General features: G+C 70.5%; 17 protein-coding genes. 11 read left to right on the plus strand and 6 right to left on the minus strand.

The annotated features are described in order from the left end of the window. Positions 1 to 193 precede the first annotated feature (193 nt). The 5 genes from AB0K28_RS09185 to AB0K28_RS09205 all read right to left on the minus strand — a co-directional run bounded on the left by AB0K28_RS09185 (position 194) and on the right by AB0K28_RS09205 (position 4,244). A complete protein-coding gene (locus AB0K28_RS09185; protein WP_364367093.1) occupies positions 194 to 952 on the minus strand; it encodes an SDR family oxidoreductase in 759 nt (252 codons plus the stop codon). Further along, complete coding sequence (locus AB0K28_RS09190; protein WP_364367095.1) at positions 949 to 1,695, minus strand: aldolase/citrate lyase family protein; 747 nt, start codon at positions 1,693 to 1,695, stop codon at positions 949 to 951. Before AB0K28_RS09190 ends, AB0K28_RS09185 begins: the two co-directional genes overlap by 4 nt. 13 nt (positions 1,696 to 1,708) lie before the next feature. Then, complete coding sequence (locus tag AB0K28_RS09195; RefSeq protein WP_345391685.1) at positions 1,709 to 2,602, minus strand: ABC transporter permease; 894 nt, start codon at positions 2,600 to 2,602, stop codon at positions 1,709 to 1,711. Between the two features lie 8 nt (positions 2,603 to 2,610). Beyond that, entirely contained in the window at positions 2,611 to 3,399 is a 789-nt protein-coding gene (locus tag AB0K28_RS09200; RefSeq protein WP_345391688.1) for an ABC transporter ATP-binding protein, read from the minus strand. A gap of 65 nt (positions 3,400 to 3,464) precedes the next feature. Further along, a complete protein-coding gene (locus tag AB0K28_RS09205) occupies positions 3,465 to 4,244 on the minus strand; it encodes a helix-turn-helix domain-containing protein (RefSeq protein ID WP_364367098.1) in 780 nt (259 codons plus the stop codon). 210 nt (positions 4,245 to 4,454) lie between these two features. Between AB0K28_RS09205 and AB0K28_RS09210 the strand changes: the two genes are divergently transcribed. The 11 genes from AB0K28_RS09210 to AB0K28_RS09260 all read left to right on the plus strand — a co-directional run bounded on the left by AB0K28_RS09210 (position 4,455) and on the right by AB0K28_RS09260 (position 15,178). Then, positions 4,455 to 5,345, plus strand: a complete 891-nt coding sequence (locus tag AB0K28_RS09210) for a DUF6282 family protein (protein WP_364367101.1) — start codon at positions 4,455 to 4,457, stop codon at positions 5,343 to 5,345. Positions 5,346 to 5,379: 34 nt separating this feature from the next. Continuing rightward, on the plus strand, positions 5,380 to 6,246 hold the full coding sequence (locus AB0K28_RS09215) for a hypothetical protein (protein WP_345391697.1): 867 nt from the start codon (positions 5,380 to 5,382) through the stop codon (positions 6,244 to 6,246). A 15-nt stretch (positions 6,247 to 6,261) separates the two neighbouring features. Beyond that, a complete protein-coding gene (locus AB0K28_RS09220) occupies positions 6,262 to 7,353 on the plus strand; it encodes an ABC transporter substrate-binding protein (RefSeq protein WP_364367104.1) in 1,092 nt (363 codons plus the stop codon). Continuing rightward, on the plus strand, positions 7,354 to 8,325 hold the full coding sequence (locus tag AB0K28_RS09225) for an LLM class flavin-dependent oxidoreductase (RefSeq protein ID WP_364367107.1): 972 nt from the start codon (positions 7,354 to 7,356) through the stop codon (positions 8,323 to 8,325). It begins immediately after the preceding gene. Continuing rightward, on the plus strand, positions 8,322 to 9,404 hold the full coding sequence (locus AB0K28_RS09230; protein WP_364367110.1) for an ABC transporter substrate-binding protein: 1,083 nt from the start codon (positions 8,322 to 8,324) through the stop codon (positions 9,402 to 9,404). The genes AB0K28_RS09225 and AB0K28_RS09230 overlap by 4 nt, the downstream gene beginning before the upstream one ends. Before the next feature lie 27 nt (positions 9,405 to 9,431). Then, the gene (locus AB0K28_RS09235; RefSeq protein ID WP_345391703.1) at positions 9,432 to 10,625 is read left to right on the plus strand and encodes a thiolase family protein; all 1,194 of its coding nucleotides are present in this window, start codon (positions 9,432 to 9,434) and stop codon (positions 10,623 to 10,625) included. Then, positions 10,622 to 11,284 carry a 3-oxoacid CoA-transferase subunit A gene (locus tag AB0K28_RS09240; protein ID WP_364367113.1) on the plus strand — a complete coding sequence of 221 codons (663 nt, stop codon included), beginning with the start codon at positions 10,622 to 10,624 and terminating at the stop codon, positions 11,282 to 11,284. Before AB0K28_RS09235 ends, AB0K28_RS09240 begins: the two co-directional genes overlap by 4 nt. Further along, entirely contained in the window at positions 11,281 to 11,943 is a 663-nt protein-coding gene (locus AB0K28_RS09245; RefSeq protein WP_364367116.1) for a 3-oxoacid CoA-transferase subunit B, read from the plus strand. Before AB0K28_RS09240 ends, AB0K28_RS09245 begins: the two co-directional genes overlap by 4 nt. Positions 11,944 to 11,955: 12 nt before the next feature. Then, positions 11,956 to 13,395: an aldehyde dehydrogenase family protein gene (locus AB0K28_RS09250; RefSeq protein WP_364367119.1), complete on the plus strand. Its 1,440-nt coding sequence runs from the start codon at positions 11,956 to 11,958 to the stop codon at positions 13,393 to 13,395. Further along, on the plus strand, positions 13,389 to 14,006 hold the full coding sequence (locus tag AB0K28_RS09255; protein WP_345391712.1) for a nuclear transport factor 2 family protein: 618 nt from the start codon (positions 13,389 to 13,391) through the stop codon (positions 14,004 to 14,006). Before AB0K28_RS09250 ends, AB0K28_RS09255 begins: the two co-directional genes overlap by 7 nt. A gap of 266 nt (positions 14,007 to 14,272) precedes the next feature. Continuing rightward, on the plus strand, positions 14,273 to 15,178 hold the full coding sequence (locus tag AB0K28_RS09260; protein ID WP_345391715.1) for a YihY/virulence factor BrkB family protein: 906 nt from the start codon (positions 14,273 to 14,275) through the stop codon (positions 15,176 to 15,178). Between the two features lie 634 nt (positions 15,179 to 15,812). On the opposite strand, the gene AB0K28_RS09265 is transcribed toward AB0K28_RS09260, so the two are convergent. Beyond that, positions 15,813 to 16,670 carry a LysR family transcriptional regulator gene (locus AB0K28_RS09265; RefSeq protein WP_364367123.1) on the minus strand — a complete coding sequence of 286 codons (858 nt, stop codon included), beginning with the start codon at positions 16,668 to 16,670 and terminating at the stop codon, positions 15,813 to 15,815. Positions 16,671 to 16,717 lie beyond the last annotated feature (47 nt).

Below are 16,717 nucleotides of genomic sequence, written 5' to 3' on the forward strand. Positions count from 1 at the left end.
GCGATGCCCGCCGGGCCCGGCTTTCACGGATCAACCATGCGTTCACGGCCACCCGCCCGTCCAATGAAACTGTCGGAACAGGTAATACGCCTCACGTATCACCGCAGGTTGTAGGCGGTTCCTGATGCTGTCCAAGGCGCGCTGTCGATCCGTGGCCCGAAAGCATCCGCACTTCTCCCCTCTTCGGCTGCTGTCAGGGGGCGGTGTCGCGGGGGGCGTCCATGTGGGTGAAGAGGTTGATGCCGCCGTCGACGTTGATCACCTCGCCGGTGACGAAGGGGATCTTGGTCAGGGCCAGGATCATGGCTGCGATGTCGGAGGGTTGGCCGAGGCGGCCCAGTGGGGTCATCGCCGCGGTGCGGGACGCCCGTTGAGCGAGGCCGGCCGAGGTGAGGCGGGTTTGGAGGGGCCCGGGGGCGATGGCGTTCACGCGGACGTCCGGGCCTACGGCCTTGGCCAGCAGTCTCGTCAGGTGGTCGAGGGCGGCCTTGCTGACGGCGTAGGGGATCGAGCTGCCGAGGGGGCGCGAGCCGCCCACCGAGGTGATGTTGATGATCTGGCTGCCGGGTTCCATCACCTTCACGGCGGCGACGGAGACCTGCCACGTCCCGACGACGTTGACGCCGAGGATCCGGTGCCAGTCGTCGGCGGTGATCGCCTCCAGGTCGGCGTGCGGGACGGGGCGCGCGACGCCGGCGTTGTTCACCAGCAGGTCGAGCCGGCCGTGCCGCTGCACGGCCGTCTCCACCAGGCGTACGGCGTCGGCGGGATCGGCGACGTCGGCCTGGACGTAGCTCGCTCCGGGGAACTCGGCCGCGAGGCGCTCACCGGCGTCGACCGAGGTGGCCGAGTTCACCACGACGGTGAAGCCGTCGGCCGCGAGCCCGCGGGCGATCCCTTCGCCGATCCCGGAGCTCGAACCTGTCACGATGGCGACGCGCGGTGCGCTCATCGGGCGACTCCCTCTGCGAGTTTCATCGCGTTCACGATCGCCCGGCTGCCGGCGGCGAGGATCGAGGTGTCGTTGCTGACCACCACGTAGTCGTAGCCCCTGGCCAGGGCGGCCCTGGCCTGGTCGCTCGTGGCGGACGCGGTGCCGATGGGGATGCCTGCCGCGGCGGCGGCCTCCAGCGCGGAGGTGACGAGCCGGTCCACCTCGTCGCCGCCCGCCGCGACGCCCATCGACATCGACAGGTCGGCCGTCCCGACCAGCGCGGCACCGACGCCGTCGAGGGCCAGGATCTCCCCGGCGTTCTTCATCGCCGCCTCGCTTTCGAGCTGGACGACGCACAGAACCGGCGCGCTGAGGTAGTCCGCGCGGGGCAGCAGCCCCCAGCGGCCCGCTCGGCTGGTGCCGCCTGACCCGCGGTCGCCGCGCGGCGGGAAGCGGGTGGCCCGTACGACCGCCCGGGCCTGCTCCACCGTGTCGACGTGCGGCACGAGCACACCGGCCGCGCCAGCGTCGAGGACCCGCTGGATCACGCTGAGTCCGTGGTCGGGCACCCTGACGAGCGGGTCCACCCCGAGGGCTCGGGCCGTCGCGATGTGGGTGGAGGCGGCGCCCAGGTCGAGTGTCGTGTGCTCGAGGTCGATGACCACGAAGTCGAAGCCCGCGTACGCCATGATCTCGACGCTCTCGGGGCTGGCGAGCTTGATCCAGGTCCCGAGCGTGCCGCCGTTGATTCCGTCGCGCATCCGTGTCATCGGCTCAGACCTCGCCGGCGGTCTGGTTGGGGGTGGAGGTCCAGAAGACCAGCCACTTGCCGAGCTGTACGACGACCGCGTGCAGGGCGATGCCGACGGCCGACAGCACGACGATCACCGCGAAGGTCCTGGCCACGTCCAGGGTGAAGTTGGTCGCCTGGATCAGGTAGCCCAGACCTTCCGAGCTGCCCACGAACTCCGCGACCACGGCGCCGGTCACGGACAGGATGACGGCGACCTCCAGTCCCGCGAAGATGTGCGGCAGCGCCGAGGGGATCTGCAGGTGCCGCATGACCTGCATGCGGGACGCCCCGAAGGACCTGAGCATCTCGACCTGCTCGTAGGCGGCGGACCGGAATCCCAGGATCGCGTTGATGAGGAGGGGGAAGAACGCGATGAGGGCCACGGTCAGCACCTTCGAGCTGATCCCGATGCCGAACCAGACGATCAGCAGCGGCGCCATGGCGACCTTGGGGATGGTCTGGGTCAGGATGAGCAGCGGGAAGAGCACCCGTTCCACCGTCCTGAACTGGGTGATGAGCACGGCGGAGACCAGCGCGGAGCCGACCGCGATGCCGAACCCGATCAGGATCTCCTTGAGGGTGACGAGCGAGTGGGTGACCAGGCTGCCGTCCTGGAAGCCTTCGACCAGGGAGGCGGCGACGGCTGTGGGTGCGGGGACGAGGATGTCGGAGACGTCGAGGATCTCCACGACGGCCTGCCAGACCACCAGCAGCCCGATGAACACCAGCACGCTGTAGGTGATCTCCGGCAGTCGGCGGCGCCGGGCGCGGACCGGGGCGTCCGGGCTCGTGGGCGCCTCCACCGGCCCGGTCTCGCCGTCCGGGACGGCGAGCGCCTCTCGGCCGGCTGCGTGGCGCTTGGTGTTGGTGGACATCAGTGCTCCTAGTGGGCGCTGTGCTCGGAGTCGAGCAGCTTGCGGATCTTCAGGACGATCTCTCCGAACTCGGGCGTGTTGATGTTCTCGAGCCGCCGTGGCCGAGGCAGCGCGACCTCGACGACGTCCGCCAACCGGCCGGGCCGCGGTGTCATGACCACGACGCGGTCGGCGAGGAGCACCGCCTCGGGGATGCTGTGCGTCACGAACAGCACGGTCTTGCGGTCCTGGTCCCAGATCTTCAGCAGGTCCAGTCCCATCTGGTCGCGGGTCATCGCGTCGAGGGCGCCGAACGGCTCGTCCATGAGCAGGATGCGCGGGTCGTGCATGAGGGCGCGGCCGATCCCGACCCGCTGCTGCATCCCGCCGGACAGCTCGTTGGGGTACCGGTCGCCGAACTCCTCCAGGCCGAGCATCACCAGCAGCTCGTCGGCCTTCGCGTGGGTGCCGGCGTCCCGGCGCTGGTGCAGGTCAGGCGAGGTCAGCAGGTTCTTCCGCACGGTACGCCAGGGCAGCAGCAGCGGCTGCTGGAAGACCATCCCGAGCTGGTTGCGGTGGGTGTCGTCCGACGGCCCGAAGGTGACCTGTCCCGAGGTCTGGCGGGACAGCCCCATGATGATCCGCAGCAGCGTGCTCTTGCCGCAGCCGCTGGGGCCGACGATGGAGATGAACTCACCGGCGCGGACGCTGAGGGAGACGTCGTCGAGAGCCTGGACGGTCCCGCCGGACTTCGTCGGGTAGAGCATGGACACCGAGTCCAGGCGGATCACGTGGTCGGTGTCGGTACTGGTCGGCATGTCTGTCATTCCTCACCTGGTTCGAGCGCAGGCTGCCCGCGCCTCGGTCGTCGTGCCGGCAGCGATCAGCCGGCCCCCTCGGGCCACGTGCCGCCCATCTCCTTGGTCAGTCGCTTGCAGACGGCCTTCAACGCCGTGGCCTCCCGGGAGTCCAGCGCCGCCGGCAGCATCCGCTCGGTGCCGACGGCCGCGATCGTGGCGCAGATCCCGGTCGCCGCGAACACCGGCGCCGCGACGACGCAGATGCCGCGGTGGTTGACGTGGCTGCTCATGCCGGCCTGCCGGATCTCCTCGATGCGCCGGCGCGTCTCGGTGCGCTGGGGCTCGGGGAGGCTGCCGGTGAGCCGGTCGGCGTTGAACTGGTCGGGGAGGAAGGCCAGGAAGACCTTGGCCTGCGAGGAGTCCAGCGCGAGCTGCGAGCCCACGCGCACCGTCACGAGGGTGGGGTGCTCGGCCTCCTCCACCAGCGAGACCACCGGCCCTGAGGTGCCCCACAGCGACAGCACGGTGCTGACCTTGATCTCGCGGACGAGCTCGCGCATGTGGGCCGGCGCCATCTGCATGATGCGCTGGCGGCCCAGCGCGAAGCTGCCGAGCTGCAGGATCGACCGTCCTGGACGGACGAGTGCGGACTCCTCCACGCGCTCCAACAGGCCGCAACCGATCATCGAGCTGAAGTAGCGGTGCACCGTGGTCCGGTTGAGGCCGAGCCGGCGGGTGGCCTCCGCGACGGAGAGCTCAGGTGTCTCAGGGCCGAACAGTCCGAGGATCTGCGCGGTCCGGCTCACCGCCTGGATGTCCTGCTCGCGGGCAGTCACCTGTCTGTCGTCCTGGCGCTCCGTCATCGGCCCCCACCCCGTTGCGTTGATGTCCGTAGAGAGTTCTTGTAGTTCGCAGTACGGACAGAGGTTATGCACGCCCTCGCGATTGCTGCAAGGTTTTCCAGGTGTTTCGGGTAAGTGTTTCGGTATGCACCCTATTGACAGACCGGATAGCGAACTTTAAGTCTGTGATGCGAACGGTGATGTGAACTTCCGCCGACCCCCGGAGACTTCATGACTGACTCCCCCGCCATCATCAAGCTGCTCGACGGCTGCGTTGACCTGCACTGTCATTCCGGCCCCAACCCGTTCCCCCGACGGATCGACCACGCCGAGGCCGGTAAGGACGGCGAGCGGCTCGGCATGCGCGGCGTGCTGGTGAAGTCCCACCACCACAACACGGTCATGGACCTGCTCGCGATGAGCGACCGGCTGTCCACGATCAAGACCCCGGTCTTCGGCGGCATCACCCTGAACAGCATGATCGGCGGCATCAACCCCCAGGCGGTGGCCATGTGCCTGCGCATGGGGGGCAAGGCCGTGTGGTTCCCGACGTTCTCGGCCGACCGGCACATCGAATGCCATCCGGAGGGCGTCGGCTTCCCCACGGCCAGCGTCGAGGTGCCGTCGTCCAGGGTCGACATCCACCAGGAGAACGGCGAGCTCATCCCCGAGGTCTACGAGGTGCTCGACCTGGTCAAGGAGACCGGCGCGATGGTGACCGGCGGGCACATGGAGACCGAGTCGATCACCCAGCTGTTCGCCGCGGCCAAGGACAAGGGCGTCACCAGGATGCTGCTCAACCATCCCGACTACGTCATCGGCGCGGACGAGGCGAAGTGCCGCGAGCTGGTCGGCTACGGGGCGTTCGTCGAGCACGAGACCGGCTTCTACGACCCCGAGGGGACCAAGAAGTGGGACCCGAGGCTCCTCCTCGACTGGATCGAGAAGATCGGCCCCGAGCACACCGTGATGGCCTCCGACCTCGGCCAGAAGGACCGGCCGCTGCCGGTGGACTCCTACATCCGCGTCGCGACCGCGCTGCTGGACCTCGGCCTGGACGAGAGGTCGCTGCGGCAGATCTTCTGCGACAACCCGGCCTTCCTGCTCGGCCTGGACGACTGAGCGACCACACCCCCTACGACAGATGAGGCAGACGATGACCACCTTGGCCACCCCACCCGACGTGGAGTTCTCAGACCTCGGCACGGGCGATCCCGACGAGACGACCCCTGCCGGATCGTCGACGTGGTACTTCCGCGGGCACAACTTCGTCCTCGCCTACACGACGCTGGTCGCCGGCGACGTGCTGGATCGCGATGACCAGCCGGACGAGTACGTCGCGATCCTCCCGTACGAGGAGTGCAGCGTCGTCATCCGTGCGTCGCGGGAGTCCGAGTCGGTCTCGGGCAAGGCCGTGGTGATGGTCCCGCCCGGCAGCAGTGCGATCGTCGGCGTCGACGACTGCACCGTCGTACGGCTGTTCAGCTCCCGGTCCGCCGACCTGCTGGACAAGGCGCGCAACCGGGACGCGTACGCCGATCCGCACCCGAACACCAAGCCGTTCGAGCCGTGGCCCGACCCGCCCGAGGGTTACCGCATCCGGGCCTACCGGCTGGCCGACCTTCAGGTGACGCAGGACGCCATCCGCCCGGGCCAGATCGTGCGGTGCAGCACCTTCATGATCAACTTTCTGGCGCCCAGGATCGGCCCGCGCGATCCGGACACCCTCTCGCCGCACGACCACGACGACTTCGAGCAGTGCTCGCTCGCCGTGGAGGGAGAGTACGTCCACCACCTGCGGACCCCGTGGTCCAGGCGGCGCAGCGAGTGGCGCGAGGACCGGCACCTGAAGTGCGGCAGCCCTTCCGTGGCCGTGATCCCGCCGCCCATGATCCACACCAGCGAGGCCGTCGGCCCGGGGACCAACCAGCTGATCGACATCTTCTGCCCGCCGCGTCTGGACTTCTCCCTGACGCCGGGCCGCGTGCTCAACGAAGACACCTACCCCCTCCCCAACCAGTAAGAGGCAGGTTCCATCGTGAAGACCGGACGAGCGGTGAAAGTCGTCAGTGGTGCGGTCGCCGTCTTGTGCGCGGTCGTAACGCTGAGCGCGTGCGGTTCCGACAACGGATCCGGGGACTCGGCCGAGTCCGGCGAGCTGACGCCGGTGACGTTCGCGATGGCGTCCCCGAGCTGGAACGCCGGCTACGCGGTCATGGCCGTCGTCGAGGCCGAGGGCTTCTACGAGCAGGAGGGTCTGAAGGTCACGACCAACCTGTTCCCGTCGGCCACCCAGGCGGCGCAGCAGGTCGCCGGCGGCGGTGCCGACCTCGGCCTCATGACGGTCGAGCCCGTGGCCATCGGCCATGACAAGGACCTGGACCTGGCCTACTTCAGCTCCTACTGGGCGAAGTGGATCTACAGCCTCCAGGTGCCGGACGGTTCGGCCGTGCGGAGCATCGCCGACCTGAAGGGCAAGAAGATCGGTGTCTCGGCGGTCGCGAGCTCCGGCGCGACGTTCGCCCGTACCGCGATGGAGCTCAACGGGCTGGGCCAGAACGGCGCCACGCTGGTGCCGATCGGCGCCGGCGCCCAGCAGATCAACGCCATCAAGAGCGGCCAGGTCGACGCGCTGGCGCTCTGGGACATCCAGTACCAGATCGTCAGGAACGCCGGCGTCACGCTGACGCCGCTGCCGATCAAGGAGACGGCGGACGCATGGGGCGGCGGCTTCGCGACGAGCCGCAAGAACCTCGAGGCCAAGAAGGACGTCCTCGAACGGTTCGGGCGTGCGGTGGCCAAGGCGTTCGTCTTCGCCAAGGCCAACCCCGAGGCCGCGATCCGCGACCTGTGGAAGCTCTATCCGGAGACCCGCGGGTCGGAACCGGAGGAGAAGGCGCTGGCCGACGGGGTCAAGGTCCTTGAAGTGCGCCTGGACGGGCAGGGCTTCGACGACAAGACGCTGGGCCGGATCGACGAGGCGGCGTTCACCCGTTCGCTCGACTTCATGGCCTCGGCCGGACTGATCAAGAAGTTCCCGGCGAAGGAGATCTACACCGACGCGATGTTCAAGGCGTTCAACGAGTTCTCCCACGACGAGGTCGTCAAGCAAGCAGAGAGCGCCGGCTGAATGCGGCTGGGGGTCGCGCTCGATCTGAGCTCCCAGGAGCCGGTCCGCCCGCAGGTGGATCGCGCGGTCACGCTGCTCGCCCGCGCGGAGCGGCACGGTTTCGACTCCGCGTGGGTGGGTGAGAGCTATCACGCGGCCGCTCAGCCGTTCCACCTTCCGTCCGTCCTGATGGTCCTGGGGCATCTGGCCGGGCGGACGTCCCTGGCGCTGGGGTCGGCGGTGCTGCTCCTGCGCGCGTACAGTCCGGAGAAGCTGGCGTACGAGGCCGCGCTGCTCGACCAGCTGTGCGGCGGGAAGCTCACCCTCGGCCTCGGGCTCGGCGGCCCGGAGGTCGCCCACCGGGCCGGGCTGCCCCCCTCAGGCCCGGCCGGCGCCGCCTTCGACGACACGCTGAAGCTGCTGCGCGACGCCTGGTCCGGCGACCCGAGTGCCGGCGCGCCGGTGGCGGTCCCGCCTCCGGTGCGGCGCGGCGGGCCGCGAATCCTGGTGGGCGGCAAGGTGGCCGCCTCGGCCCGCCGTGCCGCGACGCTCGCCGACGGCTTCTACGGCGCGACGAACTACTGCGACGACCTGCTGTTCCAGCAGGCGGCCGCCTACTGGTCGGGGCGCGGCGAGACAGCGGGAACGGTCGCCACCACCAGGTTCTGCGTCGTCCACGAGGACGCCGCCACCGCCCGCGAACTCGCCGCACGCCACCTGAAGGCCGCGACCGGCTACTACACCGAACGGGGCCTGTGGACGGGTGCGGACGGCCCTGCCGAGCTTGAGCTCCCCATGGTGGGCACGCCCGACGACATCGACGCGACGATCGACCGGTACGTACGGGCGGGGGTCACGTCCGTACAGCTGCGGGTCGCCCCGCTCGGCACGCCCCCGGAGGTCGCCCGCCACACGCTCGACCTCGTCGGGCGGCACGTCCTCCCGCACTGGCACGACACGCACACGAGCTCTGATGGGAAAGACCGACGATGACGAGACGGCTCAAGAGCCTGACCGGCCTGTTCGCAGGAATCCTCATGGTGGCCACGCTGGGCGCATGCGGTGGGGAGGGGGGCGACCCGGCGGGCGGCGCCGGCCTCGACAAAGTCACCTTCGCCCTGAGCGCGCCCAGCTGGAACGCCGGCTACACCACCCTGGTGGTCCCCGAGGCCGAGGGCTACTTCAAGGACGAGGGGCTCGACGTCGAGGTCCAGCTGTTCCCCTCCGGCACGCAGTCGGCGCAGCAGGTGGCCGCCGGGGGCGCCGACGTGGCGCTGATGACCGGTGAGCCGGTCGCGATCGGTCACGCCAAGAACCTGGACCTGGCCTACTTCGCGTCGTACTACCCGCACTGGATCTACAGCCTGCAGCTGCCCCAGGGCTCGGCGGTGCGGAGCGTCGCGGACCTGAAGGGCAGGAAGATCGGGGTGACCGCGGTGGCCAGCTCGGGCGGGACGTTCGCCCGCACCGCGATGGAGCTCAACGGGATGAGCGAGAACGCCGCCGGCCTGGTGCCGATCGGCGCGGGCGCCCAGCAGATCAACGCCATCAAGAGCGGCCAGGTCGACGCGCTGGCCCTCTGGGACACCCAGTACGCGATCGTCGAGGACTCCGGGATCCAGCTCACCCCGTTGCCGGTGCCCCAGACCGCCGGCATCTGGGGCGGCGGGTTCGCGGCGACGCGGAAGACGATCGCCGAGCGGAAGGACGTCCTGGAGCGGTTCGGCCGCGCCATCGCGAAGGGCTTCGCCTTCGCCCAGGCCAATCCCGAGGCCGCGATCCGCGACCTGTGGAAGCTCCACCCGGAGACCCGGGGCAGCGGACCGGAGAGGGACGCGATGGCGTCCCAGGTCAAGATCCTCAAGGTACGGCTGGCCGACCAGGGGGTCGAGGACGGCGAGTGGGGCCGGATCGACGCGAAGGCGGCGACCGGGATGGTGGAGTTCATGGCGTCCGCCGGGCTCGTGGACAAGGCGTTCCCGGCCACGGAGATCTACACGACCGACCTGCTCGCCGCCATCAACGACTTCTCCTACGACGACATCCGCAAGCAAGCGAAGGACGCCTCCTGAGATGGGGCAGGAAGTGGAGACGCTCCGATGAGCAGCTCATTCGTGTACGCGTCGGTCAGGACCCCGTTCGGCCGGTTCAACGGAGCCCTGGCCGACACGAGGACCGACGATCTGGCCGCGACCGCGCTGAAGGGACTGCTCGACCGCTCGCCGGGCCTGGACCCCGGCCTGGTCGGCGACGTGTTCTGGGGCAACGCCAACGGCGCCGGCGAGGACAACCGCAACGTCGGCCGGATGGCCGTGCTGCTGGCCGGCATGCCCGTCTCGGTGACCGCCACCACGGTGAACCGGCTCTGCGGCTCGTCGCTGGACGCCGCCATGATGGCCTCCCGCATGATCGAGGTCGGTGACGCGGAGATCGCGATCGCCGGCGGCGTGGAGTCGATGACGCGGGCGCCGTGGGTCCTGCCGAAGCCGTCGCGCCGGTTCCCGGCGGGCGACGTCACCGCCGTCTCCACGACGCTCGGCTGGCGGCTGGTGAACGAGCGGATGCCCGCCGAGTGGACGGTCTCGCTGGGCGAGTGCAACGAGCAGCTGCGGGAGAAGTTCTCGATCTCGCGCGAGCGGCAGGACGAGTTCGGCGCCCGCTCGCACCGCCTCGCGGCGGAGGCGTGGGCGAAGGGCTTCTACGACGACCTCGTGGTGCCCGTCCCCGGCGCCGACCTGACCCAGGACGAGAGCATCCGTCCCGGCACCTCGCTCGAGGCGCTGGCCAAGCTGAAGCCGGCGTTCCGGCCCGACGGGACGATCACCGCCGGCAACGCCTCACCGCTGAACGACGGCGCGAGCGCGGTCCTGCTGGGCTCGGCGAACGCCGCCGCGGCCATCGGCCGTGACCCAATCGCGCGGATCGCCGGTCGCGGCTGGTCGGCGCTGGAGCCGCAGCAGTTCGGCTACGCCCCGGTCGAGGCCGCCGGCGACGCGCTCAAGCGGGCGGGCATCACCTGGGAGGACGTCGGCGCCGTCGAACTGAACGAGGCGTTCGCCGTCCAGTCGATCGCCTGCGTCGACGCCTGGCTGAAGCTCGGGCTGCGGGACACCGAGCTCGTCAACGCCAAGGGCGGGGCGATCGCCATCGGGCACCCGCTGGGCGCCTCGGGCGGGCGCATCCTCGGCACCCTCGCGGCGCGGCTCGTGGAGTCCGGCGAACGGTGGGGCGTGGCGGCCATCTGCATCGGCGTGGGTCAGGGCCTGGCGGTCGTGCTGGAGAACGTCGCATGACGCTGCTCTGCGCCTCCGCCGACGAGGCGGTCAGCGGCGTCGCCGACGGCTCGACGGTGCTGGTCGGCGGCTTCGGCACGGCCGGCCTGCCGTTCGAGCTGATCGACGCGCTGATCCGGCAGGGAGCGCGGGACCTCACCGTCGTGTCGAACAACGCGGGCAACGGTGACACCGGGCTCGCGGCCCTGCTCGCGGCCGGGCGGGTGCGCAAGATCCTGTGCTCGTTCCCCCGGCAGACGGACTCCTGGGTCTTCGACGAGCTGTACCGCGGCGGGAGGATCGAGCTGGAGGTCGTGCCGCAGGGGAACCTGGCCGAGCGCATGCGCGCCGCCGGAGCCGGGATCGGCGGGTTCTACACCCGTACCGGGGTCGGGACCCTCCTCGCGGAGGGCAAGGAGACCCGCGAGATCGACGGCCGGACGTACGTGCTGGAGCTGCCCATCGCCGCCGACGTCGCGCTCATCAGCGCCCACACCGCGGACACCCTCGGGAACCTCGTCTACCGCAAGACGGCGCGCAACTTCGCACCCGTCATGGCGACGGCCGCGACGACCACCATCGTGCAGGTGAAGCACGTCGTCGAGCCGGGAGCGCTGGACCCCGAGGTCGTGGTCACCCCGGGCATCTACGTCGACCGGATCGTGCGGGTGGCGTCATGATCGCTCAGCACGTTGACCGCGGCCCCCTCGGGCGGGACGAGATGGCGCGGGTGCTCGCGCGCGACATCCCCCACGGGGCGTACGTCAACCTCGGCATCGGCCAGCCCACGACCGTCGGCGACCATCTCCCCCCGGAGTCGGGGGTCATCCTGCACACCGAGAACGGCATGCTCGGCATGGGGCCGGCGGCGACCGGCGACGCGGTCGACCCCGACCTGATCAACGCCGGCAAGCTCCCGGTGACCGAGCTGCCCGGCGCCTCGTACTTCCACCACGCCGACTCGTTCGCCATGATGCGAGGCGGCCACCTCGACCTGTGCGTCCTCGGCGCCTACCAGGTCTCGGCAGCAGGCGACCTCGCCAACTGGCACACCGGCGAGCCCGGCGCGATCCCGGCGGTCGGCGGAGCGATGGACCTCGCCGTGGGCGCCAAGCAGGTCTACGTGCTGATGTCGCTGTTCACCAGGGCCGGCGAGCCGAAACTCGTCAAGGAGTGCACGTATCCGCTCACCGCGCTGCGGTGCGTGGACCGGGTCTACACCGACGTCGCCACGTTCGAGATCACCGGGGACGCGGTCCTCGTCCGGGAGACGTGGGGGATCTCGTTCCACGAGCTCCGCTCGCGCCTCGACGTCCCGCTCACCGCGGCGACACCATGAGGAGGTTGGAGAGTGTCCACTAGACACCAGTTCTACATCGGGGGCGCGTGGGTCGATCCCGCTGAGCCGCGGACCCTCGGCGTCCTCGACCCCGCGACCGAGGAGACGTTCGCGGAGATCAGCCTCGGGACGGCCGAGGACGTCGACCGCGCCGTGGCGGCGGCGCGCACGGCCTTCGCCACGTACGCGCAGGTCAGCGTGGAGCAACGGCTGGAGTACCTCCAGCGGATCATCTCCGGCTTCCGTGCCCGGCTGCCCGAGATCGCCAGGACGATGACGCGCGAGATGGGAGCGCCGATCACGTTCGCGACGCAGCGCCAGGCCACGGTGGCGCTGTTCCACTTCGAGGAGGCGGCCCGCGTGCTCGCGGACTACCGCTTCGAGGAGGAGATGGGCGCCGGGATCGTACGGCGTGAGCCGATCGGCGTCTGCGGCCTCATCACGCCGTGGAACTGGCCGCTCAACCAGGTCGCGTCGAAGGTGGCCCCCGCCCTCGCCACCGGCTGCACCGTGGTGCTCAAGCCGAGCGAGATCGCGCCGCTCAGCGCCATGGTGCTCGCCGAGGTCATCCACGACGCCGGACTGCCGCCCGGCGTGTTCAACCTCGTCAACGGGGACGGCCCCACGGTCGGTGAGGCCATCGCGGCGCACCCCGGCATCGACATGGTCTCGCTCACCGGCTCCACCGGCGCCGGCATCAGGGTCTCCAAGCTCGCGGCCGACACGGTGAAGCGCGTCGCGCTCGAACTCGGCGGCAAGTCGGCCAACATCATCCTGCCCGACGCGGACCTTGCGTCCGCGGTCGTCGCCGGGGTGCACGCGTGCTACACCAACGGCGGCCAGAACTGCCAGTCACCCACGCGGATGCTCGTGCACCGATCGCAGCGCGACGAGGCGTACGCCGCCGCGCGGCGGGCGGTCGAGGAGGTCCGTCTCGGCGACCCGTTCGATCCTGCGACCACGATGGGCCCCGTGGTGAGCCAGGCACAGCTGGACAAGGTCACCGGGCTCGTGCAGTCGGGGATCGACGAGGGCGCGACGCTCGTGGCCGGCGGCCCGGAGCGTCCCGACGGGCTCGACAAGGGGTTCTACGTCCGCCCGACCGTGTTCGGCGACGTCACGCCGCAGATGCGGATCGCGCGCGAGGAGATCTTCGGGCCCGTGCTGTCGATCCTGCTGTACGAGACCGAGGACGAGGCCGTCGAGATCGCGAACGACACGCCGTACGGGCTGGCGGGCTTCGTACAGTCGAAGGACCCCGACCGCGCCCGCAGGGTCGCCAACCGCATCCGCGCGGGCCGCGTCTACCTCAACGGCGCCCCGTTCGACCGCAGCCTGCCGTTCGGCGGCTACAAGCAGTCCGGGAACGGACGCGAGTTCGGGCGGTTCGGCTTCGAGGAGTACCTCGAGGTGAAGGCCGTGCTCGGCTATCCCGAGGGGATGACATGGTGAACACCGACCGGCCGGCCGCCCTCCTGGACCGCGACGAGCTCTTCGACCTGGTGCGGCGGGAACGCTTCGCCCGCGACCAGCGGCTCTTCGACGTGATGCGCGACTGCTTCCACGACGACGCCTACGTCAGGACCACCTGGTACGACGGACGCGGCGGCGACGCCTACGTCGAGGCGACGAAGACGTGGATGGCGCGGACCGGCAACAGCAAACACTGGGTCTTCCCCGCCTACGCGCGGGTCGAGGGCGACCGGGCGACCGTCGAGAGCCCGGCCAAGATCTTCAACCGGACCACGGTGGAGGGAGTGGAGGTCGACTTCCACGCCTACTGCCGGTTCTTCTCCCGTGCCGTCCGGGAGGACGGACGGTGGAAGCTGCTGAGCTTCGAGGTCCTGCTGGAGCGCGACGAACTGCGGCCCGTCTACGCGGGCGAGCCGCTTCCGGTGGACGCGGCCGCACTTTCCGGGCTTCGGCCGTCCTACCGGTTCCTCGCCTGGATCCAGTCGACCCGCGGCGTGACGGTGAGCCAGGACCTGCTCGGCGACGACCGTCCGGCCGAACTCGACGCGTTCCACAAGACCGAGACCGCCTGGCTCCACGGCACGGGATAGCGGCCGGCGCCCCGGGCCCCTGGCCGACTCCAGTGTCCGTGAAGGCACCACTGATCCTGGCGGAGCCGGGTGTCAGCCTTATGACACCATTCATGCGTGCACCGTACTGACCGGTTCTCCGCGATCCGCGCAGATCTCCGCTGTGTGGATCTCCGCTGTGTGGATCTCCGCTGTGCGGATCTCCGCTGTGCCGGTCCCGGGGGCCGCATCGTCAGCTACCGCGGTCGTCGCGGTGCGGCGCGCGTTCAGGGCCGCGTTTCGCCGACGTGCCGGACCTCGCCATGAGCGCCCGCCACTGGCTCGGCCGGATGGCGGAGGGGTGGAAGAGCGCGAGGAGCCGGCACGGCTGGCTGGATCACACGGCGCGGGCCCTGATCCGCTACGACCAGGTCGACGCGGGCCGGCTGTCGGCCGCTCTCACCTACTACGCCTTCTTCGCCACCTTCGCCCTGGGCCTGCTGGGGTTCGCCATCCTCGGCCGGGTCCTGCACTCGCCGGCGGCACTGGCCCAGGTGCAGCTCTACCTGAGCGACACCTTCCCGCGCCTGGACGTCCAGGCGCTGCGCGACGCCGGTGACACCGCCGGGCTCGTGGCCTGCGTGGTCCTCCCCCTGACGGGCCTGTTCTGGATGGACACGCTCCGCTCGGCGACCAGGGCGATCTGGCGGCTGGAGGAGTATCCGGGCCGCTTCTTCCTGCGCCAGCTCATCGACCTGGGCATCGTGGCGGGGCTCGGGCTCCTGCTCGCGCTGTCGCTCGCCGTCGCCTTCTCCGCCGAATGGCTGCTGACCTGGGTCGCGGGCCACACCGTGGGCGTGCGGGCCGCCCCTGTCCAGTGGATGCTGCCGGTGGCGGCGTTCGTGCTGGGCAGCGGGGTCAACACGGTGCTGGCCATCGCGCTGCTGACCGCGCCGCCACGGCTGCACCTGTCGCCGCGGCGGGTGATCGGGCCTGCGCTGGTCATCACGATCGGCCTGGAGATCCTCAAGACGCTCGGCCAGGCCGTGCTCAACCTCACGGCCGCCAATCCCGCGTACCAGGTCGTCACGGGAGCGGTCGCGATGCTGCTCTTCCTCAAGGTGCTCAACCAGCTCATTCTCTTCGCCACCGCCCTGGTCGCCACCAGCACCACCGGAGAGGTCAAGGATCTGGCTAACGGTCGCCGTTCCTGAGCGGTGTCCAGGCGGTGTCCGGGCGGTGGGCAGGACGACCTGGCCGGTGACGAACTCGCTCCACAGGCCGAAGGTCAGCCGGTCGCCCGGCTTGGCGGTGGTTTCGGCGAAGCCGACCGTGCGGCCCCGGTGCTGGCGCGTCGCGCCGAAGGAGAGCTGGAAGCGGATCGTGCCCGCGCGGTCCTGCGGGGGCACGGACGTGGGTGGCAGGATCTCGTCCAGGGCCCACCGGTAGTCCTCGCGGTACGGGTCCGCGACCCGCTCCAAGGTCTGCTCCAAAGCCACCCCGGAGCCGGTCAGCACCACCAGCACCCCTGGCGACCGCCCCACCCGCGTGTTGAAGGCCAGCACCTCCTGCGACTGCCCGTCCGCGGATGTCCCGAGCCCGCCGCCGATCCGCGACCCCGCCGGGCACGCCTGTGGTCCCTGCTCCTCGATCACGGTACGCGCGCACGTGGGAAAGGCCCCGGGATTGAAACTCACCGACCGGTCGAACAGGAACACGAACCGCCGCGCACCGGCCGGAACCTCCCCCGCCTCGGCCCGGCTGCTCCGGGCGGCCTCGGCGGCCTGGAGTGTTCGCACGCCTGCGAGCATGGGCGAGGGCGCATCCCACCCCGCGCGTCTCCCCCCTCTACCCGCCGTGGCCCGTCGCCTTGCCCGCCACGGCGGCGGCCGCGCGGACGAAGGCGGCCAGGGCTGGGGAGGTGGCGTGCTCGGGCCAGGCGAGGACGAGCGTGGTGGGCTCGGCATCATCGACTGGGACCGCGACCAGGTCGTCGCGGAGCTGGTCGCGGATGGAGGAGGGGAGGACGGCGACCATGCGGCGCAAGGCGATGAGGTGGAGAAGCTGCCCAAGGTCGTGGACCTCGGGTCCGTGTGAGCCACCCTCGGATGAGCCCGGCCAGCGCGGCAGGGGCTCCCCGGCGAGGTCGTTCAGGCAGACCCGGGTACGGCCCGCGAGGCGATGCGAACGCGGAATCACGAGAAGTTGAGCCTCGGTCAGGAGGTCCTGGGTGTCCAGGCCGGTGAGGTCGTGGTGGGGGCGGTGAAGCAGGGCGGCGTCGGCACGACCCTCCCGCAGGAGGATCTCACGTTCGCCGAAGCTGCACACCAGCTCGACCGGCAGCGCACCCGGCTCATCCTGATAGGCGTCGAGGATCGCGGGCAGCAGGCCACCGTCGCCGCCCGGCTTGATGACCAGGACCAGACGCGGGTCGGCGCGGCCGGCCCGCCGGGTGCGGCGCGCCGCGGCCGACGCGGCGTCGAGCACCGTACGGCTCTCGCGGAGCAGGACGGCCCCCGCCTCGGTCAGGGCGACCCGGCGGCTGCCACGTTCCAGCAGGGCTACGCCCAGCCGTCGTTCGAGCTGCTGAATGGCGCGGGAGAGCGGCGGTTGGGTCATCCCTAGCCGGGCGGCCGCCCGGCCGAAGTGCAGTTCTTCGGCGACAGCGGTGAAGTAGACGAGCTCGCGGACCTCCAGTCTTTCCATACCCGCACGGTATCGCCGCGTTCCTGATCGGTGTTGGAGCTCCCGGC

This window comes from Nonomuraea sp. NPDC049504 (genome assembly GCF_040676845.1).
GTDB lineage: Bacteria > Actinomycetota > Actinomycetes > Streptosporangiales > Streptosporangiaceae > Nonomuraea > Nonomuraea salmonea.